The 24,383-nt window shown below is 60.7% G+C and carries 22 protein-coding genes and 2 pseudogenes; 17 read left to right on the forward strand and 7 right to left on the reverse strand.

Annotation, left to right across the window (positions count from 1 at the left end; all coding sequences use genetic code 11):
• Nucleotides 1–252 precede the first annotated feature (252 nt).
• The 3 genes from istA (at nt 253) to ACYZT7_RS10710 (ending at nt 3,179) form a co-directional block, all read left to right on the forward strand.
• Nucleotides 253–1,767, forward strand: coding sequence for an IS21 family transposase (istA, locus tag ACYZT7_RS10700; protein ID WP_462040997.1), 1,515 nt, complete (start codon nt 253–255; stop codon nt 1,765–1,767).
• Nucleotides 1,768–1,787: 20 nt separating this feature from the next.
• Nucleotides 1,788–2,543, forward strand: a complete 756-nt coding sequence (gene istB / locus ACYZT7_RS10705) for an IS21-like element ISPsy14 family helper ATPase IstB (protein ID WP_462040998.1) — start codon at nt 1,788–1,790, stop codon at nt 2,541–2,543.
• Between the two features lie 417 nt (nt 2,544–2,960).
• The gene (locus ACYZT7_RS10710) at nt 2,961–3,179 is read left to right on the forward strand and encodes a hypothetical protein (RefSeq protein ID WP_462040999.1); all 219 of its coding nucleotides are present in this window, start codon (nt 2,961–2,963) and stop codon (nt 3,177–3,179) included.
• A 192-nt stretch (nt 3,180–3,371) separates the two neighbouring features.
• Here the strand turns inward: ACYZT7_RS10710 and ACYZT7_RS10715 are convergent.
• Nucleotides 3,372–3,576, reverse strand: a pseudogene (locus ACYZT7_RS10715) (AAA family ATPase); the annotation flags it as partial.
• 119 nt (nt 3,577–3,695) lie between these two features.
• Here ACYZT7_RS10715 and ACYZT7_RS10720 point away from each other — a divergent pair.
• From ACYZT7_RS10720 to fabF, 3 genes are all read left to right on the forward strand, one after another.
• The gene (locus tag ACYZT7_RS10720; RefSeq protein WP_462041000.1) at nt 3,696–4,013 is read left to right on the forward strand and encodes a hypothetical protein; all 318 of its coding nucleotides are present in this window, start codon (nt 3,696–3,698) and stop codon (nt 4,011–4,013) included.
• A gap of 206 nt (nt 4,014–4,219) precedes the next feature.
• Nucleotides 4,220–5,014, forward strand: a complete 795-nt coding sequence (locus tag ACYZT7_RS10725; RefSeq protein ID WP_462041001.1) for an SDR family NAD(P)-dependent oxidoreductase — start codon at nt 4,220–4,222, stop codon at nt 5,012–5,014.
• Between the two features lie 32 nt (nt 5,015–5,046).
• On the forward strand, nt 5,047–6,321 hold the full coding sequence (gene fabF / locus ACYZT7_RS10730; protein WP_462041002.1) for a beta-ketoacyl-ACP synthase II: 1,275 nt from the start codon (nt 5,047–5,049) through the stop codon (nt 6,319–6,321).
• On the opposite strand, the gene ACYZT7_RS10735 is transcribed toward fabF, so the two are convergent.
• Complete coding sequence (locus tag ACYZT7_RS10735; RefSeq protein ID WP_461973354.1) at nt 6,318–6,878, reverse strand: TetR/AcrR family transcriptional regulator; 561 nt, start codon at nt 6,876–6,878, stop codon at nt 6,318–6,320. The genes fabF and ACYZT7_RS10735 overlap by 4 nt on opposite strands.
• Nucleotides 6,879–7,054: 176 nt before the next feature.
• Here ACYZT7_RS10735 and ACYZT7_RS10740 point away from each other — a divergent pair, with 176 nt between their 5' ends.
• Entirely contained in the window at nt 7,055–7,708 is a 654-nt protein-coding gene (locus tag ACYZT7_RS10740) for a GntR family transcriptional regulator (RefSeq protein ID WP_462041003.1), read from the forward strand.
• 15 nt (nt 7,709–7,723) lie between these two features.
• Entirely contained in the window at nt 7,724–8,575 is an 852-nt protein-coding gene (locus tag ACYZT7_RS10745) for an urea carboxylase-associated family protein (protein ID WP_462041004.1), read from the forward strand.
• Nucleotides 8,576–8,622: 47 nt separating this feature from the next.
• Here the strand turns inward: ACYZT7_RS10745 and ACYZT7_RS10750 are convergent, their stop codons facing one another.
• On the reverse strand, nt 8,623–8,790 hold the full coding sequence (locus ACYZT7_RS10750) for a DUF2897 family protein (RefSeq protein ID WP_009050155.1): 168 nt from the start codon (nt 8,788–8,790) through the stop codon (nt 8,623–8,625).
• Nucleotides 8,791–8,928: 138 nt separating this feature from the next.
• Nucleotides 8,929–10,293: an ethanolamine permease gene (gene eat / locus ACYZT7_RS10755; protein ID WP_462041005.1), complete on the reverse strand. Its 1,365-nt coding sequence runs from the start codon at nt 10,291–10,293 to the stop codon at nt 8,929–8,931.
• A 416-nt stretch (nt 10,294–10,709) separates the two neighbouring features.
• Between eat and kdpF the strand changes: the two genes are divergently transcribed.
• The 6 genes from kdpF (at nt 10,710) to ACYZT7_RS10785 (ending at nt 18,897) form a co-directional block, all read left to right on the forward strand.
• Nucleotides 10,710–10,799, forward strand: coding sequence for a K(+)-transporting ATPase subunit F (kdpF, locus tag ACYZT7_RS10760; RefSeq protein ID WP_007899818.1), 90 nt, complete (start codon nt 10,710–10,712; stop codon nt 10,797–10,799).
• Nucleotides 10,800–10,807: 8 nt separating this feature from the next.
• Nucleotides 10,808–12,517, forward strand: coding sequence for a potassium-transporting ATPase subunit KdpA (gene kdpA, locus ACYZT7_RS10765; RefSeq protein WP_462041006.1), 1,710 nt, complete (start codon nt 10,808–10,810; stop codon nt 12,515–12,517).
• Nucleotides 12,518–12,527: 10 nt separating this feature from the next.
• Entirely contained in the window at nt 12,528–14,585 is a 2,058-nt protein-coding gene (gene kdpB, locus ACYZT7_RS10770) for a potassium-transporting ATPase subunit KdpB (RefSeq protein ID WP_462041007.1), read from the forward strand.
• 221 nt (nt 14,586–14,806) lie between these two features.
• Nucleotides 14,807–15,352 (forward strand): potassium-transporting ATPase subunit KdpC, encoded by a 546-nt coding sequence (kdpC, locus tag ACYZT7_RS10775; protein ID WP_462041008.1) that lies wholly within the window; start codon nt 14,807–14,809, stop codon nt 15,350–15,352.
• Nucleotides 15,353–15,484: 132 nt separating this feature from the next.
• Nucleotides 15,485–18,130, forward strand: a complete 2,646-nt coding sequence (locus ACYZT7_RS10780) for an ATP-binding protein (RefSeq protein WP_462041009.1) — start codon at nt 15,485–15,487, stop codon at nt 18,128–18,130.
• Between the two features lie 68 nt (nt 18,131–18,198).
• Nucleotides 18,199–18,897, forward strand: a complete 699-nt coding sequence (locus ACYZT7_RS10785) for a response regulator (RefSeq protein ID WP_462041010.1) — start codon at nt 18,199–18,201, stop codon at nt 18,895–18,897.
• Nucleotides 18,898–19,037: 140 nt separating this feature from the next.
• Here the strand turns inward: ACYZT7_RS10785 and ACYZT7_RS10790 are convergent, their stop codons facing one another.
• Entirely contained in the window at nt 19,038–20,078 is a 1,041-nt protein-coding gene (locus ACYZT7_RS10790; protein WP_462041011.1) for a patatin-like phospholipase family protein, read from the reverse strand.
• Between the two features lie 222 nt (nt 20,079–20,300).
• On the opposite strand from ACYZT7_RS10790, the gene ACYZT7_RS10795 reads away from it, so the two are divergent.
• The 3 genes from ACYZT7_RS10795 to ACYZT7_RS10805 all read left to right on the forward strand — a co-directional run bounded on the left by ACYZT7_RS10795 (nt 20,301) and on the right by ACYZT7_RS10805 (nt 22,340).
• Nucleotides 20,301–20,579, forward strand: coding sequence for a hypothetical protein (locus tag ACYZT7_RS10795; RefSeq protein WP_129442522.1), 279 nt, complete (start codon nt 20,301–20,303; stop codon nt 20,577–20,579).
• A gap of 45 nt (nt 20,580–20,624) precedes the next feature.
• Nucleotides 20,625–21,392: a CHAD domain-containing protein gene (locus ACYZT7_RS10800; RefSeq protein ID WP_462041012.1), complete on the forward strand. Its 768-nt coding sequence runs from the start codon at nt 20,625–20,627 to the stop codon at nt 21,390–21,392.
• A 150-nt stretch (nt 21,393–21,542) separates the two neighbouring features.
• Nucleotides 21,543–22,340: an acyl-CoA thioesterase gene (locus ACYZT7_RS10805; protein WP_462041013.1), complete on the forward strand. Its 798-nt coding sequence runs from the start codon at nt 21,543–21,545 to the stop codon at nt 22,338–22,340.
• A 24-nt stretch (nt 22,341–22,364) separates the two neighbouring features.
• On the opposite strand, the pseudogene ACYZT7_RS10810 reads toward ACYZT7_RS10805, so the two are convergent.
• Nucleotides 22,365–22,583: pseudogene (locus tag ACYZT7_RS10810) on the reverse strand (terminase); the annotation flags it as partial.
• Between the two features lie 231 nt (nt 22,584–22,814).
• Nucleotides 22,815–24,296 (reverse strand): methyl-accepting chemotaxis protein, encoded by a 1,482-nt coding sequence (locus ACYZT7_RS10815; RefSeq protein ID WP_462041014.1) that lies wholly within the window; start codon nt 24,294–24,296, stop codon nt 22,815–22,817.
• Nucleotides 24,297–24,383 lie beyond the last annotated feature (87 nt).

The raw sequence follows: 24,383 nt of genomic DNA on the forward strand, positions 1-24,383 counted from the left end.
ACTCCATGCGCAGTGTTGTCGGAATGTTGGGATTCCATGCGCACTTGGACACCCAGTCCACGAACACTTGAACAGCGATTCCACGCTGACTTGGACACTCATTCCACGGCCACTTGGACACTGATTCCACGAGCACTTGGACAGTGATCTCTCACTGATCCGACCCAAGCTCAGGCAGGCAGCAACGCAAGATTATTCACTACCATCGACCTCTTTTCTCGAAGCGAAGAGGTCGTCGTGGAGCGTATATCCATGCGTAAAATCCGAGAGGTACTACGCCTAAAGTTCGACGCCGGCCTGTCCGTGCGCAAAATTGCTACCAGCCTGCGCATTAGCAGCGGCAGTGCCGGCAATTACCTGCACCGCTTCAACGCTTGCGGGCTGACTTGGCCCACGCAGTTGTCGGACGCCGAACTGGAGCGACGTCTATTCCCGCCAGCGCCGACGGTGCCCAGTGATCAACGTCCGATGCCGGACTGGGCTCATGTCCATGCCGAGTTACGTCGCCCCGGCGTCACCCTGGCCCTGCTTTGGCAAGAGTATCGGCTCACCCACCCGCAAGGTTTCCAGTACAGCTGGTTCTGCGAGCACTACCGCCTCTGGGCCGCGAAGATCGATGTGGCCATGCGCCAGGAACACCGTGCCGGCGAGAAGCTGTTCGTTGATTACGCCGGCCAGACCGTGCCAGTCATTGATCGGCGAACCGGCGAGATCCGCCAAACGCAGATATTCGTCGCCGTCCTCGGCGCGTCCAGCTACACCTTCGCCCAGGCCACCTGGTCGCAGAAACTGCCCGACTGGCTGGGCTCGCACGTGCGTTGCTTCGCTTTTCTCGGCGGTACATCGCAGATCCTGGTACCGGACAATCTGCGCAGCGGCGTCACCAAGGCGCATCGCTACGAGCCGGATATCAACCCCAGTTACCGCGACCTCGCCGAGCATTACGGCGTAGCCGTGCTGCCCGCGCGTTCGCGTAAACCCAAGGACAAAGCCAAGGTTGAAGTCGGCGTACAGGTAGTCGAGCGGTGGATCCTGGCGGTGCTGCGCAACCGCCAGTTCTTCTCGCTGGGCGAACTCAACACAGCCATCGCGCTGCTGCTGGATCGCCTCAATCAGAAGCCCTTCAAGAAGCTGCCCGGCTCACGCCGGTCAGCCTTCGAGAGCATCGACCAACCGGCGCTGCAAGCGCTGCCGGAACACCCTTACGTCTACGCCGAATGGAAAAAGGTACGCGTCCACATCGACTACCACGTCGAGGTCGACGGCCATTACTACTCGGTGCCGTACCAGCTGGTGAAGCACCAACTCGAAGTGCGGCTGACTGCGCAGACCGTCGAGTGCTTCCACGCCAACCAGCGCGTGGCCAGCCATCTGCGCTCGCCGCATAAAGGCCGCCACACGACCCAAACCGAGCACATGCCCAAAAGTCACCGCGAACATGCCGAATGGACGCCGCAGCGACTGATCCACTGGGCAGAGCAGGCAGGCCCGAATACGGCCGGCGTCATCGCCTACATCCTCGAACGCCGGATCCATCCGCAGCACGGCTTCCGCGCCTGCCTAGGCATCCTGCGCCTGAGCAAACAGCACGGCGAAGAGCGGCTGGAAGCCGCTTGCCAGCGTGCGCTGGCGCTGGGCGCATGCAGTTACAAAAGCCTCGAATCGATCCTGCGCCAAGGGCTGGAACGGCTGCCGCTGGCCCAGCAAAACCTGCCCCTGCTACCCGACGAGCACGTCAACCTGCGCGGTCCCGGCTACTACCACTGACCTGAAAAAGGAGCACGAACATGCTGCCTAATCCGACACTCGATAAGCTACAAACCCTGCGATTGCACGGCATGATCAAGGCGCTTGGCGAACAACACGCAACGCCCGACATCAACGATCTCAGCTTCGACGAACGCCTCGGTCTGATGGTCGATCGCGAGCTGACCGAGCGCGAAGGCGCCCGCCTGACGACTCGCCTCAAAGCCGCCCGACTGCGCCATAACGCCTGCCTGGAAGACATCGACTACCGCAGCCCGCGTGGCCTGGACAAGGCGCTGATCCTGCAACTGGGCAGCGGCCAGTGGCTGCGCGACGGTCTGAACCTGATCATCGGCGGCCCAACTGGCGTAGGCAAAACCTGGCTCGCCTGCGCGCTGGCCCACAAGGCCTGCCGCGACGGTTACAGCGTGCGTTATCTGCGCCTGCCGCGCTTGATGGAGGAACTGCGCCTGGCCCACGGCGACGGCCGCTTCGCGAAACTGATGGCGGGTTATGCCAAGACCGACCTGCTGATCCTGGACGACTGGGGCCTGGCACCGTTTACCGCTGCGCAACGGCGCGACATGCTTGAACTGCTGGACGACCGTTACGGCAACCGCTCGACGCTGGTGACCAGCCAAATGCCGGTAGACAAATGGCATGCGCTGATCGGCGATCCAACCTTGGGCGATGCGATCCTCGACCGCCTGGTGCACAACGCTTATCGGATCGAACTGAAGGGCGAATCGATGCGCAGGCGCTCGACGAAATTGACGGCGACGGGCTCTTCAGACTAACAATGCAAACCTGCGTCGCTGCGCTCCGACTGCCTGGCCGGATGAGCGTGGAACAGGTGGCCGGATGTTAGTGGAATGGGTCGCCGGATGGCGTGGAATGCGCACCTAAAGCTGGCGAAGCGTGGCCGAACAGAAGATTCGCCACCCGCTTCAGGACACACTCAGTAACCGGTTTTTGGATTGACAGAGAACGCGTATGAAAGCACTTTAGGGCAATGTTTTGCTGACTCGATCAGCTACATGCCCAGCCGACAGGATCTTTCAGTCGGTGCTACGGTTCAACCGTAGGATCCATCCCAATGACCGCATCGCTTCCGGTAGCGCGGTCAGTCGACCAAGTCGATGGAAGCACAATTTTTCTCACCCACGACGGGCCTTCCCGTTGTGGGGTAGGCCTTTGTATTTTTTGGAGGCCTTATGAAAATGGAACTGGCTCTGTATCAAGCGCTGATTTCGATCAGCGTATCTGAGCAGAAAGCCCATGCAGTTATCGAAGCATTGGAGACTGATATGAATACTCTACTTGCAACCAAGTCCGACCTCGCGCAACTGGAGATGAAACTCACCTTGAGGACGGGCGTCATGCTTTCTGCTGCCGTCGGCATCCTGATCGCTGCAATGAAGTTTATTCACTAAATAATCTGCCAACGCTAGATCTAATCAGGAACCACCTGTCTCACGACAGGTGGTTTTTTTACGCGTGTTTAGTGGGTGGAAACTGTGGATGACGGGCATCCAGTTATTTGGGGCAACTGCCCTCGCTTAGATTTCAGTTCTGCTTGTACGTCCTGTGACAAATTGCTCCACAGCGTCAGACCCGAACGTTCTTCTACCCACGCCGGTGGGGCCGCCGATGATCAGGTTCAGGCTATCGCGCAGCCACTGCCCGCTGCCTAGTTGCAGGATCAGCGACTTGTCCAAGCCGCGCGGCTTTGAGGCGCGTGTTCAAGCGCGCATCTTCACGCTCGGTCAGTTCGCGGTCGACCATCAGCCCCAGTCGTTCGTCGAAGCTGAGGTCGCTGATGTCAGGCGACACGCAGCAAGACACCGATCAATGGGAAGTAACTACGATGCGTTGCTGAGAATAAAGGCTGTATTTTAGCCGCTAAGGAAGACTTTGAGGGAGGTTATCTTGCCTCGCTTCGAAACCTTGTGCCGGCAGAAGTTTTTGGCAGTGAGCTTGAACAGGCCAACGAGCTATTGGCTGCCGGGTATGCATCCGCAGCTGCCGTAGCTGCGGGAGTTTTTCTAGAAACAACGATTCGAAATCTATGCATTGATCATGAAATCGAACACGGAAAGCTCGACAAAATGAATGCGGACTGGCCAAAGTGCGGGTTCCCGTCGCCAGCGACAGACCATCTCGAGCAAAAGGTCTCGTTAAACGAACTCCTGGACGAGCTGCTCGAAGTGAAGGGAATCGGTAAAGCCATTCTGGATAAGAATCGCGAGAAGCTTGAGGTGAACTAAGCTTATACGTCAGCGCCAGGGGCCGGTCATTGATCGGCCTTTTTGCTATGTGGCGAACGCTGTCATGGTGCGCCTTTCGTCGATACGGGAAAAATTACGCCTATCATATGCGGTTAAGATTATGCCTATAATAAAATACTTTCGGCCAAAGCGTTCTGAGCCACAGGCGCTTGTCTTTCCCTTAGGCATCTCCCAGGAGCACAGTCATGAATTCTGTCCAGTCCCAAGGTACGGCCCTCGTCACCGGTGCTTCTTCCGGTATCGGTGCGATTTACGCCGAGCGGTTGGCGGCGCGTGGTTTTGATTTGTTATTGGTTGCCCGTGATCAAGAGCGGCTGGAAGCGGCGGCGACTAAATTGCGCGCCGAGCATGGCGTTCAGGTCGAGGTGCTCAAGGCGGATCTGACGCAAAAGAATGATGTGCTGAAGCTCGAGCAGCGTCTTCGCAGCGATTCGAGTATCAGCCTGTTGCTGAACAACGCCGGTGTTGCCGCTGATGGGTTGTTGGCCAATTCCGACATGGATCAGCTGGAACGCCTGATTCAATTGAACGTTACGGCGGTCACGCGGCTGGCCTCGGCCGCGGCCGCCAGTTTTGCCAAGGCGGGCCGCGGGACGATCATCAACATCGGATCAGTGGTTGCGTTGTTCCCAGAGCGCTTCAATGCCACTTACAGCGCCAGTAAGGCTTATGTGTTAAGTCTGACTCAGTCGTTGAACGCCGAACTGGAGGGCACCGGGGTCAAGGTGCAGGCCGTGTTGCCAGGCGTAACACGTACCGAAATCTGGGAGCGCTCCGGTATCGACGCTACTCAGATCCCGGCGGATATGGTGATGGAAGCAGGGGAGATGGTCGATGCGGCGTTGTCGGGTCTGGACCAGGGTGAGTTGATCACGATTCCTTCGTTGCCGGAGGCGGCCGACTGGGACGCCTTTGTTGCGGCGCGTCATGTATTGGCGCCGAATCTTTCCAAAAGTAAGGCCGCCGCGCGTTACACGTGAGGCGTCATGAATCGGCTTGAGGTATTTGCGGTATGAGTGATCGTCGAGTAGTTGTAACGGGCATGGGCCTGGTGTCTCCATTGGGTTCTGGCGTCGAAGCCGTCTGGGCGCGTCTGTTGGCAGGGCGTTCCGGGTTGCGCAATTTGCCGGACGAGGTGGTTGCCGATCTGCCGGCCAAGGTCGGTGGTGCAGTGCCGACGCTGGAGGACGATCCCGAGGCGGGTTTTGACCCGGATCGGGCGACGGCGCCTAAAGAGCAGAAGAAGATGGACCGCTTCATTCTGTTCGCCATGGAAGCGGCGCGTCAGGCGCTGGAGCAGGCCGGTTGGCAAGCGGCGGACGCCAATGCCCAGGAGCGTACTGCAACCATTATCGGTTCTGGCGTGGGTGGTTTCGGTGCGATTGCCGATGCGGTGCGTACCACGGACAGTCGTGGACCGCGACGCTTGTCGCCGTTCACCATTCCTTCATTCCTGGTCAATCTGGCCGCGGGTCATGTGTCGATCCAGCACGGTTTCAAGGGCCCGTTGGGTGCTCCGGTGACGGCGTGCGCGGCCGGTGTGCAAGCGATTGGTGATGCGGCTCGGCTGATTCGGTGTGGCGAGGCAGACATTGCGGTGTGTGGCGGCGCGGAAGCGGCGATCGACCGCGTCAGTCTCGCCGGGTTTGCCGCGGCTCGCGCCTTGTCCAGTGGTTACAACGAAACCCCGGAGCGTGCCTCGCGGCCGTTCGACAGTGGCCGCGATGGCTTTGTCATGGGGGAGGGTGCAGGCCTTCTGGTGATTGAATCCCTGGAGCATGCCTTGGCCCGTGGTGCTCAACCGCTGGCGGAACTGGTCGGTTACGGCACCAGTGCCGACGCCTATCACCTGACGGCGGGGCCCGAGGATGGCAGCGGTGCGCAAAGGGCGATGTCGCTGGCGTTGGCCCAGGCGGGCATTTCGCCGGCGCAGGTGCAACATCTCAATGCTCACGCAACCTCGACGCCAATCGGGGATCTGGGGGAGTTGGCTGCCATCAAGGCGTTGTTTGGCACTGATAACAAAATTGCGGTGACGTCGACCAAGTCGGCCACCGGGCATTTGCTCGGCGCAGCGGGCGGCATCGAGGCGATCTTCACGCTGTTGGCGATTCGCGATCAGGTCGTACCGGCCACCCTCAACTTCGATAACCCGGACCCCGCCGCCCAAGGCGTCGACATCGTCCACGGTAAGGCGCGGCCGATGGCAATCGAATACGCGCTGTCCAACGGTTTCGGGTTTGGTGGGGTGAATGCCAGCGTGCTGTTCAAGCGTTGGGAGGGTTAGTCCCGAGTTTGTTTGAGATAGGCGCGAGTCACGTCGAGAATCCGCTGAGCCAGCTCGGGATTCTCGACACTGCGTGACAGCAGTAACGCCCCGACCAGCGTCGACATGATGACGATGCTTTGGTCGGCGGCGACGTCCTCATCCTCAAGGGTGCCTTGCACTTGGTCGAGCCGTGCGTTGAGTACCACGTCAGTGGTCGGGCTCTGCTGCCCGCGCAAGCCGAGTTCCGATGACATGGTCGGCAACGGGCAACCTTGATCGGGTGAAGTCTGGTGCCATTCGGATAAATAGGCGTCGATGAACGCTTCCAGCGGGCGATCCTGAGCGAAGAGCTCGGCGCAAATGATATCGACCTGCTCGCCTGCGGCTTGCAAAGCCTTTTCTACCAGTTCGTCCTTGGACTTGAAATGCGAGTAGAAGCCACCGTGAGTCAGGCCCAGTGCTTTCATCAGCGGTTGCAGACCTGTCGCGCCAATGCCATCGCGGCGAAAACGTGCTGAAGCCTCCTTAATGATGCGTTCGTGGGTCTGGGCTTTATGGTTCTGCGAGTAACGCATCGGGTATCTCCGCAACGATGCGCCATCTTAACCAATGAAAATGGGATGGTGACTGTACTTCTACTTCTAAAAAGCATGCAGATGCGTCCAACTCCATTCTGCTGTTTCGAATTAATTGGCACGAATAGTGATTACTCATTAATTGACGATTGTTGAACAATCACGAGGCAATGAGTATGAACAGCGGACTGTCCCTCGCCGACCACATCACACTTGAGTTGCGCGCCGATATCATTGGCGGTCGTTTGCTGCCCGGCATGGCGTTGGTGGAAAACGATCTGGTGTCTGCCTACAACGCCTCCCGCAATACCATTCGCGAAGCGTTGCACCGTCTGGGGCAGGAAGGCCTGACCCGTTATGTGCGCAACAAGGGCGTGATGGTGCGCAGGCTGGGCGTCGAGGACGTGCGGGATCTGTTCAAGGTCAGGCGCACCCTGGAGCTGCAGGCCATCAGCGCCAGTCAGCCGCTGCGCGATTATCAATCCGACCGGATGCTCGAAGCCCTGGAGGCAACCGAGCTTGCCCGGGAGCGCGAGGACTGGCGCGCCGTCGGCACCCACAGCCTGGCGTTTCATCAACACATCGTCGGATTGCTGCGCAGTCCACTGTTCGATGAGTTCTTCACCAACGTCGTCGCGCAACTGCGCCTGGTGTTCTGCAGCGCTCCCGATGAGTCACGTTTTCAGGCGCCCTGGCTGGCGCGTGACCGGCAAATACATGAGTGGCTGGCCGAGGGCGACAAGCGCGCGGCCGAGGACGCCATGAGCCTTTATCTCGACGATTCCGAACACCTTCTGTTGCAGATGCTTACCCGTTCTTCCCATCACTGATCGAGGATTCGTGCCATGTACAAAGACTATCCGGCGGCCTATCAAGTCAGCAAAGGCTCAGCCTTGCAGGTGGACAAAGCCTTCTACGAACGGATTCGCGATGCGAAGGACGGGCGCACGCTGATCGAGGCATTCGAGGTGCCGATCCGCACCGGCCGCGCCTGGAAAGTGCCGGCCGGGCATGTGTTCCGGGTGACCACACCCGTCGGCCCGCAAGTGGGCGACTTCAACGTCTGGAATGCCAACGACCCACGGGAGCGTTTGTGGGCGGCACGGACCCGGCAATTACAGGGCGCTCACGTCAGCACCCATGACCGGCTCTGGTCGAACCTGCCGTTTTTACGTCCGCTGGTGACCATCACCGATGACAGCCTGGCCGGTTACGGCATCGACGAACATGGCGGTCGCTTGCATGATTTGCTGGGCACCCGCTGCGATCCCTATGTGAACAAAATGCTCACCGGCGAAGACTTCCATCATCACTGCCACTCGAACCTGACCCGCGCGGTGCTGCCCCATGGCCTGACCGAGTTTGACGTGCATGACGTTTTGAACATTTTCCAGTGCACGGGCCTGAACCACGACGACATGTACTTCATGAAAGCCTGTCCGGCGCAGAAGGGCGATTACCTGGAATTTTTTGCCGAAATCGATCTGTTGTGTGCGCTCTCGACCTGCCCGGGCGGTGACCTGTCGCTGGCGATGTGGGGACCAGATGCGCAGGATCCGCTGAGCGTGTGTCGCCCGCTGGGGGTAGAGATTTATCGGTTGGAGGATTCGTTGCTTGAAGGCTGGAGCCAGCCGGAACGAGCGGCCTATAAAGGGCTGCATGGCCTGCACATCGCCAAGGCGGAGTGGGAGAAGTAGAAACGCCAAACCCTGTCATTCAATGAGAATGGCAGGGTTTTTTTGGTTTAGCGGTCCTGCGCATCCTTGGCATCCGCTTCCGCGTTGCGTTCAGCGACGCGTTTGCGTTGCTCATCGGTCAGTTCGACCTTGTTGGCGGTGTCGCGCAACATCATCAAACCACCAACGATCGAGCCGATTGCAACGATCAGAATTAACCAGGCATACCAAGGCATAGGGCTCTCCTTAAGGGCAGGCCGATTGGCGGGTTTCGCCAATCGATCGTGCATACCACTTTGAGCGATGGATTTTCGAACTGGTTCCATCGCAGTCATTCCATTCTATGCCTGATATGACAGCAACACTTCGCCTGTTTAGAGCCCGGTCAGCATCGCGTCCGCCGGTGCATCGGCACGCAGTTGCGCCGTGAGCATGAAGTACACGAACCCCACCGCCATGAAGCCCAGGAAGATCAACCCGATCAACGTGTTGAACCAGGCCATCGCCACCAGGCAGACCACCGCCAGCACCAGCGCAATCATCGGCACCAATGGGTAGCACGGAGCGCGAAAGGTGCGCTCCAGATTCGGTTCGGTTTTGCGCAGTTTGAACAGGCTGAGCATGCTCATGATGTACATCACGATTGCCCCGAATACTGCCATCGTGATCATCGCTGCCGTCAGCGTCATGCCGCCTAGGTTGATCAAGCCATCACTGTAGATCGCGGCAATGCCGATCACGCCACCGGCGATGATTGCCCGGTGCGGGGTCTGAAAACGGGACAGCTTGGCCAGGGATGTCGGCAGGTAACCGGCACGGGCAAGGGCGAAGAACTGCCGCGAGTAGCCGAGGATGATTCCGTGGAAACTCGCCACCAAACCGAACAGGCCAATCCACACCAGCATGTGCAACCAGCCCGAGCTTTCGCCCACCACGGTTTTCATCGCTTGCGGCAGTGGATCGTTGATGTTCGACAAGGTGCGCCAGTCACCGACGCCGCCGGCAAAGAACATCACGCCCATCGCCAGTAAAACCAGCGTCAGAATGCCGCTGATGTAGGCCTTCGGAATGGTGCGTTTCGGGTCCTTGGCTTCTTCGGCGGCCATGGCGGCGCCTTCGATGGCCAGGAAGAACCAGATGGCAAACGGAATCGCCGCGAACATCCCGGCAATCGCCGGGGCGCCAAACACATCGGAACCGGCCCAGCCGTTAAGCGCGAAATTGCTGAAGCTGAACGCCGGGGCGACCACACCCATGAACACCAGCAGTTCAGCCACGGCCAGGACGCAGACGATCAACTCGAACGTTGCGGCCAGTTTCACCCCGAGGATGTTCAGGCCCATGAACACAATGTAGGCGCCGACCGCTGCGTGTTTCGGGTCGAGGGCGGGAAACTGCACGTTGAGGTACGCACCGATTGCCAGTGCAATGGCCGGCGGGGCGAAGACGAACTCGATCAGCGTCGCCAGCCCGGCGATCAATCCGCCTTTCTCGCCAAAGGCGCGGCGGCTGTAGGCAAAGGGACCACCGGCATGGGGAATCGCCGTGGTCAGCTCGGTGAAACTGAAGATGAAGCAGGTGTACATGGTGGCGACCATAAAGGACGTCACCAGAAAACCGAGTGTGCCCGCCACGCCCCAGCCGTAACTCCAGCCGAAGTACTCACCGGAAATCACCAGCCCGACCGCAATGCCCCACAGGTGCAGCGTGCCCAGCGTGGGTTTGAGTTGTGTGTTCATGCGTTTGCTCCCTGAACGGTTTGGAAAGCTCGGGGGAGGGCGTTTGCAGCGGGCGTGCCATTTTGTATTTGCGCGTCGTAAAGCGCTGAAAACTGTCGTATCGGGGATGATCGCTGCTGGATGGCTGCTTTTTTTGCGCCAGATGAGAGCATCGTTGTCAGTTATGCCGCCATCGCGAGCAAGCTCGCTCCCACAGTTGGAATGCGTCTGCTCAGACAACACCGATCCCCTGTGGGAGCGAGCTTGCTCGCGATGAGGCCAGCCCATACGCCACAAGACCAAGCTGTAACGAAGCCATAAACCCACTCTTTACTCTTTCTTTATGCACAGCCAACACCCTCGATCTCGTTCCTTTACAGCCTCCCTGCCGACAATGGCTCCACACGCGGCAATACGCCGTAACACGGAGAATTTCCATGAGCGTTCTGGACGGGGTGTCACTGCTTTTGGCAGTGGGGCTGTTCATTTATCTGTTGGTTGCGCTGTTGCGCGCGGACCGGAACTAGGAGCGGCTATGCACAGTTATGACTATTGGCTGATCCTCGCCTTCTTCGCCGTGGTGCTGATTCCGGCACCATTCCTGGGGCGCTTTTACTACAAGGTGATGGAAGGTCAGCGCACGTGGCTTTCACCGATCCTCGGACCGGTGGAACGTGGCTGTTATCGGGTGGCCGGCGTTGATCCGCAGGCCGAACAGAGCTGGCAGAAGTACACCCTGGCCTTGCTCGCCTTCAACCTCGCGGGCTTTTTGCTGTTGTTCGCGATCCTGTTGTTCCAGGACCACTTGCCACTGAACCCGCAGAACCTGCCGGGTCAAGAGTGGACGCAAGCGTTCAATACCGCCGTCAGCTTTATGACCAATACCAACTGGCAGTCGTACAGTGGCGAAGCGACCCTGAGCTACCTGAGTCAGATGGTCGGCCTCACCGTGCAGAACTTCGTCAGCGCCGCCACCGGCCTCGCCGTGTTGGTTGCCCTGTGTCGCGGGATTGGTCGCAAGTCGAGCAAGACCCTCGGCAACTTCTGGGTCGACATGACCCGCGCCACCCTCTACGGCTTGTTGCCGCTGTGCCTGCTGCTGGCGCTGTATCTGGTCTGGCAGGGCGTACCGCAAACCTTCGCGCACTACGTGAATGCCGTGACGATGCAAGGCGTCGATCAAGTGATCCCGCTTGGCCCGGCCGCCAGTCAGATTGCGATCAAGCAACTGGGCACCAACGGCGGTGGTTTCTTCGGCGTCAACTCGGCGCACCCGTTCGAGAACCCGACGGCGTGGAGCAACCTGTTTGAAGTCGGCTCGATCATTCTGATCCCGGTGGCGTTGGTGTTCACCTTCGGCCACTACGTGAAAGACCTGCGTCAGAGCCGCGCGATCATCGCCTGCATGCTGGCGTTGTTCCTGATCGGCGGCGCCACTTCGCTGTGGGCTGAATACCAGCCGAACCCGACCCTGAACAATGTCGCCGTCGAACAGACCGCGCCGCTGGAAGGCAAGGAAGCGCGCTTCGGCACCACCGCCACGGTGCTGTGGTCGGTGACTACCACCGCGGCGTCCAACGGTTCGGTCAACGGCATGCACGACAGCCTTAACCCGCTGAGTGGCATGGTCGCGATGGTCAACATGATGGTCGGCGAAGTGATCTTCGGCGGCGTCGGTGCCGGGCTCTACGGCATGTTGTTGAACGTGTTGATCGCGGTGTTCCTCGCCGGCCTGATGATCGGCCGCACCCCGGAATACCTCGGCAAGAAACTGCAGGCCAAGGAAGTCCAGTTGCTGGTGGTGACCCTGCTGGTGATGCCGGTCGGCGTGCTGGTGCTCGGCGCGATTGCCGCGAGCCTGCCCGGTCCGGTCGCAGCCGTCAGCAACCCCGGCGCTCACGGTTTCAGCCAGTTGCTGTACGCCTACACCTCGGCCAGTGCCAACAACGGTTCGGCGTTCGGCGGCTTCGGTGCCAACACCGCGTTCCACAACTTGATGCTCGGCCTGGGCATGTTGATCGGTCGCTTCGGTTACATCCTCCCGGTTCTGGCCCTGGCCGGCAGCCTGGCGATGAAGAAAACCGCGCCGATCGGCCAGAACAGCTTCCCGACTCATGGCCCGCTGTTCGTGACCCTGTTGACCGTGACCATTTTGCTGGTGGGTGGTTTGACCTTCCTGCCGACATTGGCGCTGGGTCCTATTGCTGAACATTTGAGTTTGGCTGCTTTTGGGTTAATGAGCTGAGGATTGAATGATGAATATGCCCGTAACTAAAACCGCCACCGTCAAGGCGCCGGAACAACCGAAAACCGCGATCTCGGCCCTTTGGCGCCCGGCGCTGGTGCAAGCCTTCGTCAAGCTCGACCCACGGCAATTGCAGCGTGCGCCGGTGATGCTGGTGGTCGAACTGACCGCCGTCCTGACCACCGTGCTGTGCTTCATTCCCGACAGCAGTGTGCCGACCTTTGTCGCCGCGCAAATCGCCTTGTGGCTGTGGTTCACCGTGCTGTTCGCCAACTTCGCCGAAGCCTTGGCCGAAGGTCGCGGCAAGGCCCGCGCCGACAGCCTCAAGGCCGGCAGCGAAGGCTTGAGCGCTCGACGCAAAACCAGCAACGGTGCCTTTCAAGTGGTGCCGGCCACCAGCCTGCGCAAGGGCGATGTGGTGCGCGTTGAAGCCGGGGAAATGATCCCCGGTGACGGCGAGGTGATTGAAGGCATCGCGGCGGTCAACGAAGCGGCGATTACCGGTGAATCCGCGCCAGTGATTCGCGAATCCGGCGGCGACCGCTCGGCCGTCACCGGCAACACTCGCCTGGTCTCAGACTGGCTGCTGGTGCGCATCACCGCTAACCCTGGCGAGTCGACGCTGGACCGCATGATCGCTTTGGTCGAAGGCGCCAAACGCCAGAAAACCCCGAACGAAGTGGCGCTCGACATCCTGCTGATCGGCCTGACCCTGATCTTTCTGCTGGTGGTCGTCACCCTGCAACCGTTCGCCCACTTCGCCAACGGCAGCCTGCCGCTGGTGTTCCTGGTGGCGTTGTTGGTCACGCTGATTCCGACCACCATTGGCGGTTTGCTGTCGGCCATTGGTATCGCCGGGATGGACCGTCTGGTGCGCCTGAATGTGATCGCCAAATCCGGTCGCGCCGTGGAAGCGGCGGGGGACGTACACGTCCTGCTGCTGGACAAGACCGGCACCATCACGTTCGGTAACCGTCGTTGCACCGCGGTTTACGCGGCGCCTGGCGTCACCGCCAAGGAACTCGCCGAGGGGGCGTTGTTCGCCTCGCTGGCCGATGACACGGCTGAAGGTAAATCCATCGTCGAGTACCTGCGCAGCACTCAGCCACAGCCTGAGCCGTCCACCGAACTGCTGACTGCCGTGCCATTCAGCGCCGAGACGCGCCTGTCCGGTGTCGACTATCAGGGCCGCGTGTATCGCAAAGGCGCGGTGGACTCGTTGCTGGCCTTCGTCGGCCTGAAACGTGCCGACCTGGCCGCGCCGCTGTCCCGGGAAATCGACAAGATCGCCCAGAGCGGTGGCACGCCGTTGCTGGTCTGCGCCGACGGTAAATTGCTCGGCGCGATCCACCTCAAGGACGTGGTCAAGCCCGGCATCCGCGAACGTTTCGCCGAGCTGCGCAAACTGGGGATTCGCACGGTCATGGTGACCGGCGACAACCCGCTGACCGCTGCCGCGATTGCGGCCGAGGCGGGCGTGGATGACGTGCTGGCCGAAGCCACACCGGAGAAGAAACTGGCGCGCATTCGCCACGAGCAGAACGACGGTCGCCTGGTCGCCATGTGCGGCGACGGCGCCAACGACGCCCCGGCCCTGGCCCAGGCGGACGTGGGCATGGCGATGAACGACGGGACGCAAGCGGCGCGCGAGGCGGCGAACATGGTCGACCTCGACAGCGACCCGACCAAGCTGCTGGACGTGGTGCAGATTGGTAAAGAACTGCTGGTGACCCGTGGTGCGCTGACGACGTTTTCCATCGCCAACGACGTGGCCAAGTACTTCGCGATCCTGCCGGCGCTGTTCGCCTCGATCTACCCGCAACTGGGCGTGCTGAACGTCATGCACCTGAGCAGTCCGCAGAGCGCGATTCTGTCGGCGATTGTGTTCAACGCCTTGATCATTGTGGTGCTGATTCCGCTGGCGCTGCGTGGTGTGCGGGTGCAGGCGGCGAGTGCGGCGGCGTTGCTGCGTCGCAATTTATTGATCTATGGATTGGGCGGGCTATTGGTGCCGTTTGTGGGGATCAAGGCGATCGACATGCTGCTCACTGCATTGCATTTGGTTTGACTTTGAAATCCACCCCTCACCCTAACCCTCTCCCCAGGGGGGCGAGGGGACTGATCTAGGATGTCTTGCGAAATTCATCGACCTGAAAGCTCGAGTCGAACTCCGGTTTTGAACAGCACAAAGATCGGCCCCCTTTCCCCCTCGCCCCCATGGGGAGAGGGCTGGGGTGAGGGGTGGATTTCCCTGACACCCACAACTTCCCCAAATTCGAGGATTCTGAAATGTCCACAATGATACGCCCGGCCCTGAGCCTGCTCGTCCTGATGACCCTGATCACCGGCGTCGCTTACCCCTTGGTGGTCACCGGTGTCGCCCAGGTCGCATTCCCCGATCAAGCCAACGGCAGCCTGCTCCACGACGCCGATGGCAAGGTCCGCGGCTCGTCCCTGATTGCCCAGGATTTCGTCGGTGACGCCTGGTTCCATCCACGGCCATCGGCTGGTGCATTTGCCACCGTGTCGAGCAGTGCCAGTAACCTCTCGCCGAGCAACCCGGCCCTGGCCACTCGGGTGATCGACGATGCCAATAAACTGCAGGTGCCGGGCCAGGGTCCGGTGCCATTGGCCCTGTTGACCACCTCGGGCAGCGGTCTCGATCCACACTTGCCACCGGCAGCAATTGCCTATCAACTGGCGCGTGTTGCGGCCGCGCGCAATCTGCCGGTGGCGACCCTTCAGCAACTGCTGGATGCGCACATCGAACAGCCGCTCGTTGGCCCGCCAGTGGTGAATGTGCTGGCGCTGAATGTGGCGCTGGAAAACCTGTAGATCGGTGGCGCCGCCATTCGCGAGCAAGCTCGCTCCCACACTTTGAAATGCATTTCCCTGTGGGAGCGAGCTTGCTCGCGAAGACGGCCGAATAATCACCACATCAACATCTGAAAAAAGAGAACTTCAAGCATGAGTGACTCCGGCCGCGCCGACGCGTTGTTAGCAGACCTGCCCCGGGATGGCCGTGGCCGGCTCAAGGTTTTTCTCGGCGCCGCACCCGGTGTCGGCAAAACCTACGCCATGCTGCAAGCGGCCCACACCCAACTGCGCCAGGGTGTGAAAGTCATTGCCGGCGTGGTCGAAACCCATGGCCGCGCTGAAACCGAAGCGCTGCTCGGCGGCTTGCCGCAGCAGCCGTTGCTACGCTCGGAATACCGTGGCGTGATGCTCGAAGAAATGGACCTCGACGGCTTGCTCGCGGCCAAACCGAAACTGGTGCTGGTGGACGAACTGGCCCACAGCAACGCGCCCGGCAGTCGCCACACCAAACGCTGGCAAGACATCCAGGAACTGCTCGCTGCCGGCATCGACGTGTTCACCACGGTCAACGTCCAGCACCTGGAAAGTCTGAACGACAAAGTGCGCGGCATCACCGGTGTGCAGGTGCGCGAAACCCTGCCGGACTGGGTGCTGCAAGAGGCCTACGAACTGCTGCTGATCGACCTGCCGCCGCGCGAGCTGCTCGAGCGTCTGCGCGATGGCAAAGTCTACGTGCCGGAGCAGGCGAGGGCGGCCATCGACGCTTTCTTCACCCAGACCAACCTCACGGCCCTGCGTGAACTGGCGATGCAAACCGCCGCCGCTCAGGTCGATGATGATTTGGCCCAGGGCTATCGCCAGCTCGGCCAAGCGGCGCCGGCGGTACGCGGTCGCCTGTTGGTCGGTGTCGATGGCGATGCTCAGGCCGAGCGCCTGGTGCGTCACGCCAGTCGCGTCGCCCAGCGTCGGCATTTGCCGTGGAGCCTGGTGCATGTGGACAACGGCAGCGTGCGTGACGAGCAGTCGCGGCTGCGTTTGCAAAGTGCCCAGCAATTGGCCGAACGCCTCGGCGGCGAAGTGGTGTTGTTGCGGGCTGGTGAGGTGGCGAAAACCCTGATCCAGCACGCCGCCGAACGTCGCGCCAGTCTGGTGTTGGTGGGGCAGTCCCGGCAGCGGTTGCGTCGGCGCTTGTTCGGTGGCGGCCTGGCGTCACGTTTGCTGCGCGATGCGCGCGGGCTGGAAATCAACGTCCTCGACAGCGACCACGAACAGCATCAGCCGCGTCAGCGTTCGGCGCAGACGCTGGTGTGGTTCGACTACGCGCTGGCGCTGGTGGCGACGGTGCTCGCCAGTGCCTTGGCCTGGGCGGTGTCGAGTGTCTTGGCGCTGCCCAATATCTCGCTGGTGTTTCTCGCCGCGGTGTTGCTGGTGGCGGTGCGCAGCAGCCTCGGCCCGGCGCTGGCCTGTGCGGCGTTGTCGTTTCTGACCTACGATTTTTTGTTCATTCCGCCGACTTTCTCTTTCAGCATCCAGCGCGAAGAAGACGTGCTGACCTTGTTGTTCTTCCTGCTGATGGCGGCGCTCACCGGTAACCTCGCGGCCCGACAGCGGCGGCAGTTACAAGCCCTGCGCGACACTCAGGAAGAGACCACCGAACTGCTCGACCTGTCACGCAAACTCACTGCCGCCACCGACCGTCAAGCGGTGGTCAGCGCCGCGGCCCAGCACCTCAACGGCTGGAGTGACTTGCAACTGTGCCTGCTCAATCAAGACGGGCAGGGCGGCTGGAAAGTCGAAACCGGTGGCCCGTTGGAGTTTTCCGAAGCCGAGCGCGCTGCCGCTGATTGGGCCTGGCAACATGATCAACCGGCCGGCGCGGGCACCGGCACGCTGCCGTTCGGACGCTGGTGGTGGTGGCCGTTGTCGGTGGAAGACGGGCCGCTGGCACTGCTCGGTGTCTGTGCCAAAGAGGGCCAGACCTTGAGCGGGCAGCGGCGCCGTTTGTTGACCGCGTTGAGCCAACCGCTGGCCCAGGCGCTGGCGCGTGCGCAATTGGCCGAAGACCTGGAAGCCGCTCGGCTGCACGGCGAAACCGAGCAACTGCGCAGTGCCTTGTTGGCCTCGGTGTCCCACGATTTGCGCACGCCGCTGACCTCCATGCGCGGCAGCATCGACAGTCTGTTGGCCCTCGGTGAAGCGATCCCGCTGGAGGATCGCCGCGAACTGCTCGAAGGCACTCGCGATGAAGCCGAACGGCTCGATCGCTACATTCAGAACCTGTTGGACATGACCCGCCTCGGGCACGGTGCCCTGAAGCTCGCGCGGGACTGGGTGTCGCCGGCCGACATCGTCGGCAGTTCACTCAATCGTCTGCGCGCAGTGCTGGCGCCGTTGCAGGTGACCACCGAAGTGCCGCCGGAGTTGCCGCTGCTTTACGTCCACGCCGCGCTGATCGAACAGGCGCTGGTCAACGTGCTGGAAAACGCCGCGCGTTTTTCACCTGCTCACGGGCGTCTGCAATTGCGCGCCGGAGCCGACGACAATGACCTGTTTTTCTCGGTGAGCGATGAAGGACCAGGGATTCCGGAAGAGGAGCGGGCGAAGATTTTCGACATGTTCTACACCGCCGCGCGCGGTGATCGTGGCGGGCAGGGCACCGGGCTGGGGCTGGCGATCTGTCAGGGCATGGTCGGTGCCCATGGCGGGCGGATCAGCGTCGCCGATGGCATCGACGGGCGAGGCACCTGCATCACTTTGCACCTGCCGTTGCAGGCTCAGCCGGCCTTTGAAAATTAAGAGCCGAAAGTGAAGCCTGATCGCGCATGCGTTACTCTCTTGCCACTTCTTTGTGTTGATGTGAATTCATGAGCCAGACCGCGACCATTTTGGTCATCGATGACGAACCACAGATCCGCAAATTCCTGCGCATCAGCCTCGCCTCCCAGGGCTACAAAGTGCTCGAAGCCGGCACCGGAACCGAAGGCCTGGTCCAGGCTGCACTGAATAAACCGGACCTGCTGGTGCTCGACCTCGGGTTGCCGGACATCGACGGCCAGCAAGTGCTGCGCGAGTTTCGCGAGTGGTCGACGGTGCCAGTGCTGGTGCTCTCGGTGCGTGCCAGTGAAGGGCAGAAAGTCGAAGCGCTCGATGGCGGCGCCAACGACTACGTGACCAAACCGTTTGGCATTCAGGAATTTCTGGCCCGGGTTCGTGCGTTGTTGCGTCAGGCACCGGCGGGAGAAGCTCAAACGGCGGCGCTGACGTTCGGTCCGTTGACCGTCGATCTGGCTTATCGCCGGGTAGTGCTCGATGGCACCGAGGTCGCGCTGACCCGCAAGGAATACGCGGTGCTGGCGCAACTGGCGCGGCATCCGGGACGGGTCATCACCCAGCAGCAACTGCTCAAGGACATCTGGGGGCCGACCCATACCGAAGACACTCACTATTTGCGGATTGTGGTCGGGCACTTGCGCCAGAAACTGGCAGACGACCCGACGCAACCGCGGTTCATCGTCACCGAAGCCGGGGTTGGGTACCGGTTGTTGAGTGAGGGCAGTCTTTAGTTCTGAGTTGTCCGGGCGGACGCCTTCGCGGGCAAGCCTCGCTCCTACGGATTAGCGTCGTTCACAAACATTTGTGATCACCTTAATCCTGTAGGAGCGAGGCTTGCCCGCGAAGGGGGCCTGTCATTCACCCGAGAGTCTCAGGAATCCCGCTCATTCTCATACCGATCCATCGTATCCCGCGCAATCTCCCGCCCCAGCGCGATCAGCTCCGGCGCTTTATAGAACTCGAAAAACCGGCACACCCGCTTTGGCACGTTGATCAAAATATCCGGCGGATAACCGGCGATCTTGTACTGCGCCAATGAGGTTTGCATCACCTCGAAACTCTGGTTGATCAGGTCCAGCAAAGAGGCCGGGCCGACGTTGTCGATGATGAACGAGCCTGTCGCAGATTTCGGCGCGCCGGCGCGTTCAGGGGCAGCTGCCGGTTGCTGGGCTTCGGGTTCGGCGGATTCGATCCACGGGTTGATCTCGGCCGCTTCTGCCATCAACGCTTCCTTTTCCAGCAGCAGCAATTGTTCCGCCTGTTTGCGGCGAAATGGCATTTTTGAACCGAGCGAGTTGATCAGGCTGTCGAAACGGCTCTTGAACGCCGCCGGGCGTTGGATCACCGGCAATTGATAGTGGCGCTGGTTGGTGGAGTTGAGGTTGACCGCGATGATCAGGTCGCAATGACTCGACACCACCGGCACGATCGGTAAAGGGTTGAGGATACCGCCGTCCACCAGCATGCGATTGCCTTGCATCACCGGGGTGAACAGGCTGGGAATCGCCGCCGAGGCGCGCATGGCCTGGTGCAGGCAGCCTTCCTGGAACCAGATTTCCTGCTGGTTGGTCAGGTCGGTCGCCACCGCCGTGTAAGGGATGCGCAGGTCTTCGATATTGATCTCGCCGACGATCTTGCGGATCTGCCCGAAAACCTTCTCCCCGCGAATCGCGCCCAAGCGAAAACTGACGTCCACCAGACGCAAGACGTCGAGGTAGTCCAGGCTTTCGATCCAGTCGCGATATTCGTCGAGTTTGCCGGCGGCATAGATCCCGCCGACCACCGCGCCCATGGAGCAACCGGCGATGCAGGCGATGTCGTAGCCACGCCGCTCGATCTCTTCAATGACACCGATATGGGCATAGCCCCGGGCTCCACCTGAGCCCAGCACCAGTGCGACACGCTTTTTCATGAATCGCCCTCGTCTGACAAGGTTCAACAATGCACCCATCGAGGGGCGCGCTTCAATCGCTAAGGTCGTTCCGCGAGGCGAGGGCGTCGTTTTTTCGACACTCCATGACGGCAGATGGGTATTCTCGCGAGTGCTAAAGTTTGTGCGGCGGGACCGAGGCACTTTTCACGCGTCAGACCGTCTTAACTGCACGACTGTTGACCTATTTTTGAGGTGTGAGTGATGAAAGCCTGGATCTGTGTGCCATTGATTGCCCTGGCACTCGCCGGTTGTGCCGGCAAAACCGCTTACCGTGACAGCTGCGCCAACGGGATCGATGCGGCGTGGCATGAGCTGGACCTGGCCAAGGCTGAAGGTTTCGCCGGGAATGTCAGTTACTCCAAGGCGCTGTCGCTGTTGACCGGCGCCAAGACCCAGCAGCAATTCGAAGCGTTCGAAGGCTGCGCCAAGAAGGCCGAGAAGGCACGCTTCTATATTCGTGAGTCGCGCGCTGGCCGTTGAGGCATGATGTAGGCAATTGGGGGAATTCGATTCAGGGAGCAAGCGATGTCTGCCTTGGTTGATCGGTTGGTGGCTCATGTCCTGAGCCTGGAAGTTCGGTTGTTGGCCTGTCAGGCACGCTTGAGTGCCCGCACCGACCCTGAAGCGCTGCACGATCTGCGCACTACGGTTCGCCGTTTGCGCAGTCTGTTGCGGCCATTGCGCGGCTTGCCCGGGGTCGAACAGCTGGAAGCGGCGGCGTCCCGGGTCGGCGACCTGACCACGCCGTTGCGCGATCGCGAAGTGCTGGCGGCGTACTTGCTCCAGCATGACCAACCCGAGGCTGCCCATCGGCGCATGGCGCAAATGGCCGAGGCTTATCCGGCGGTGGCGATGAGTCCTGAAGTGGCGCAGTTGCTGATGATCCTCGACGCCTTTCCGCGCTTTTTGCGGGCCTCCCAGCGTCAGGGCTTGCTCAAGGGCTTGCGACAGCGCATCGAAAAACGTCTGGCCAAACAATGGAAAAAACTCGATAAGGCCCTGCACGACCCTGCCCATGATCGCCATCGTCTGCGCCTGCTGATCAAGCGCGTGCGCTATGGGATCGAAGCCTATCCCGAGCTTGATCGATTGCCGAAACCGGCGCTGCCCAGACTCAAGTCGGCCCAGGGTGCGTTGGGCGATTGGCACGATTGCTGGCAATGGTTGGCCCGGTCCGAACAGGAAGCCGATTTGCAGCCTTGTGTGGCCGTCTGGAAAACCACCATGGCCAAGGCCGAAGGCTGCGCCGACCGCGTCCTCGACAAACTCAGCGCCACCTGTTTCAAATCCTGATACCACCACATATCCCTGTGGGAGCTGTTGTATTTGGAATCGATGTCCGGCATGCGGCCTATCTGTCCGCCTCTTTGGCCGGAATAAGCGCTGTGCCGTCCTCGCAGGCTGGTTAAGATCCCATCATCATTTTCCCGCACCGAGGTTTCCATGCGCTTTTCCGATCTGCTCGACGCTGTCCGCAGCCAGCCGCTGGAGCTGTCTATTCCGGCCAAATGGGCTCAGGGGCGTGCCAGTTTCGGTGGCCTGGTGGCCGCCTTGCAGTACGAAGCCATGCGCGCGAAGGTCCCGGCGGATCGTCCGGTGCGCTCGTTGGCGATCACCTTTGTCGGTCCGGTCGAGCCTGAAGTGCCGGTCAGCTTTGAAGTCGATGTGTTGCGCGAAGGCAAGGCTGTCAGCCAGGTGCTGGGTCGGGCGATGCAGAAGGGGCAGGTGGTGACGTTGATCCAGGGCAGCTTCGGCGCCTCGCGACCGTCGGAAGTGGCGGTGATCGCCGAACCGGCACCCGAGATGAAGCACTGGGACGATTGTCAGGAACTGCCGTTCATCAAAGGGGTACTCCCGGAGTTCATGCAGCATCTGGCGATGCGCTGGAGTGTCGGCGGTCTGCCGTTCACGGGCAACACATCCCGCGAGATGGGCGGCTGGGTGCGCTTGCGTGGGGACGTGAAGGAAGAAGCGGTCAGTGAAGCGCATATTTTGGCGCTGGTCGACGCCTGGCCACCGGCCCTGATGCCGCACCTGAATAAACCGGCGATGGGCAGCACGCTGACCTGGACCATCGAATTCGTCCAGCCATTGCTGGAACTGAGCACGCTGGACTGGTGCAAATACCTGGTTGAAACCGAACATGCCGATGACGGCTACGGCCATGCGGCCGCGAAGCTGTGGAACGCGCACGGTCAGTTGATTGCCATGAGCCGGCAGACGGTGACGATTTTCGCCTGATCAGTGACGACGGTGGCGCTCACGGTGACCGTGGCGTTGCAGGCCGAGCGCTGCGAGCAGGCCGATCACACCGATCGCGACATTCGCGAAGCTCAGACTGAACACCCCCGTGACAATCAGCAGAAAAGCCACGATGAACAGCGGCACGGCCATCAGGTGCAGCACCAGATTGGTCGGGTGCTGGTGATTGTTCGGGCACGCTCGCCATTGCCAGGCGGGGAGGTTGGGGTGACGTTTGCCCATGATGGTAATCCTCGATCCATGTTGAACACATGATTGAAGAATAGGCGTGGCCAAAGCGGGCGGCGAATCAAGGTTGGCTATCGAAGTGATAGGTGGCCATGTTCGAAATTGATGTTGATTGAGCTGACGCTATCGCGAGCAAGCTCGCTCCCACATGGGATCTTCAGTGACCATTGATTTTTGGTACAAAAGAGATTCACTGTGGGAGCGAGCTTGCTCGCGATGGCGTTATCACAGTTTGAGCTGCCCGATAGCCTTGCTCAATTCCCCGGCCAACGCCGCCAGTTCATGACTGGTGGTCGCCGAGTTCACAGTCTGCTGCACAGTGGTCTCGGTCACATCCCGAATGCTCACGATCGACCGATTCATCTCCTCCGCCACGTGGCTCTGCTGCTCGGCTGCCACGGCGATCTGCGTATTGCTTTCGCGCATCTGCGCCACTGCGCTGGTGATTTGCGCCAACGCTGCGCCGGCTTCCTGAGCCTGCTGCACGCAATCGTCGGCCTTGAACGAGCTTTCCTGCATGAAGTCCACTGCGTCCCGAGTCCCGGCCTGCAACGCCGAAACCATGATCGTGATCTCGTCAGTGGACGTCTGGACACGCTTGGCGAGGTTGCGCACTTCATCAGCGACAACCGCAAAGCCGCGACCCATTTCACCGGCACGGGCCGCTTCGATGGCCGCGTTCAGGGCCAGCAGATTGGTCTGCTCGGCAATGCTGTGAATCACACTGACCACGCTGTTGATCTTCTGACTGTCCTCGGCCAGACGCTGAATCATCTCTGCAGTCTGCTGCACCCCGCTGGACAGCCCGGCAATCGACTTCTGCACCCGACTCACCACTTGCTGCCCGCTGCCGGCCAGGGTGTCGGCGGTTTGCGAGAGGTCGCGAGTGGCGCCGGCGTGCTGGGCAATGTGATAGACCGTGGCGGTCATTTCGTTGATCGCCGTGGCGGCCTGATCGGTTTCGCTTTGCTGGCCGAGCATGCCGTGACGCACCTCGTTCATGCTCGACGCGAGCCGCGCCGCGCCGACATCCAGTTGCCGGGCGGTGCTGGCAACGGTATTGACCACCCGCTGGTAACCGGCCTGCATGGCGTTGAAAGCGTTGGCCATCTGCCCGACTTCGTCAGTGCAGGCCAGCGGCACACGGGTCGACAGGTCACCGGTTTTCTCGACGTGAAGCATGACGTCCTTCAGCGTATTGAGCTGGCTGAGCAGGAAGCGGATCAACAACTGCGAAGCGCCGAGCATCGCCAGCATCAGGATCGCTACCGCCACTGCATAGTTGGGTAAACGCTCGCCAAATACCTGGGCCAGGCTCGGGCCATGGGTAATCACCGCGACCTGATTGCCATCCGTGCGCGTAAACACTTCGGCGCCCATCAACGGGTTGTCGCCGAACAGCGGCATGGCATTGATCCCGACCCAGCCGTTGGTATCGGCCAGTTCCTGTACCGGCTGCCCGTTCAGCAACGGTGCCTGCCCGCGACTGAAAGTCAGCACGTTATCGGCTTTGGGTAGCGGTTGCCCGGCGGGCCAGGCGCCGAGCAGTCGCGCCTGGGCTTGGGCCGATGCCTGTGAGGCATGGCTGCGGGCCTGTTGTTCGAGTTGCACGGCATAGATCACCAGCAACAAGGTCGTGATGAACGCGACGGCGTTGACCGCCCAGAATTTGTATTTCAGTGAGATATTGCTAAGCCAGGCACCCATGGAGGTCTTCTCTGATAGCGGAAACGGTTTCGGCAAGGTGCCAGTATTTTGCCGCTACTCAGTGCGTCAGAACTTGATGTGGGTCAA

The organism is Pseudomonas sp. RT4P38, assembly GCF_054897765.1.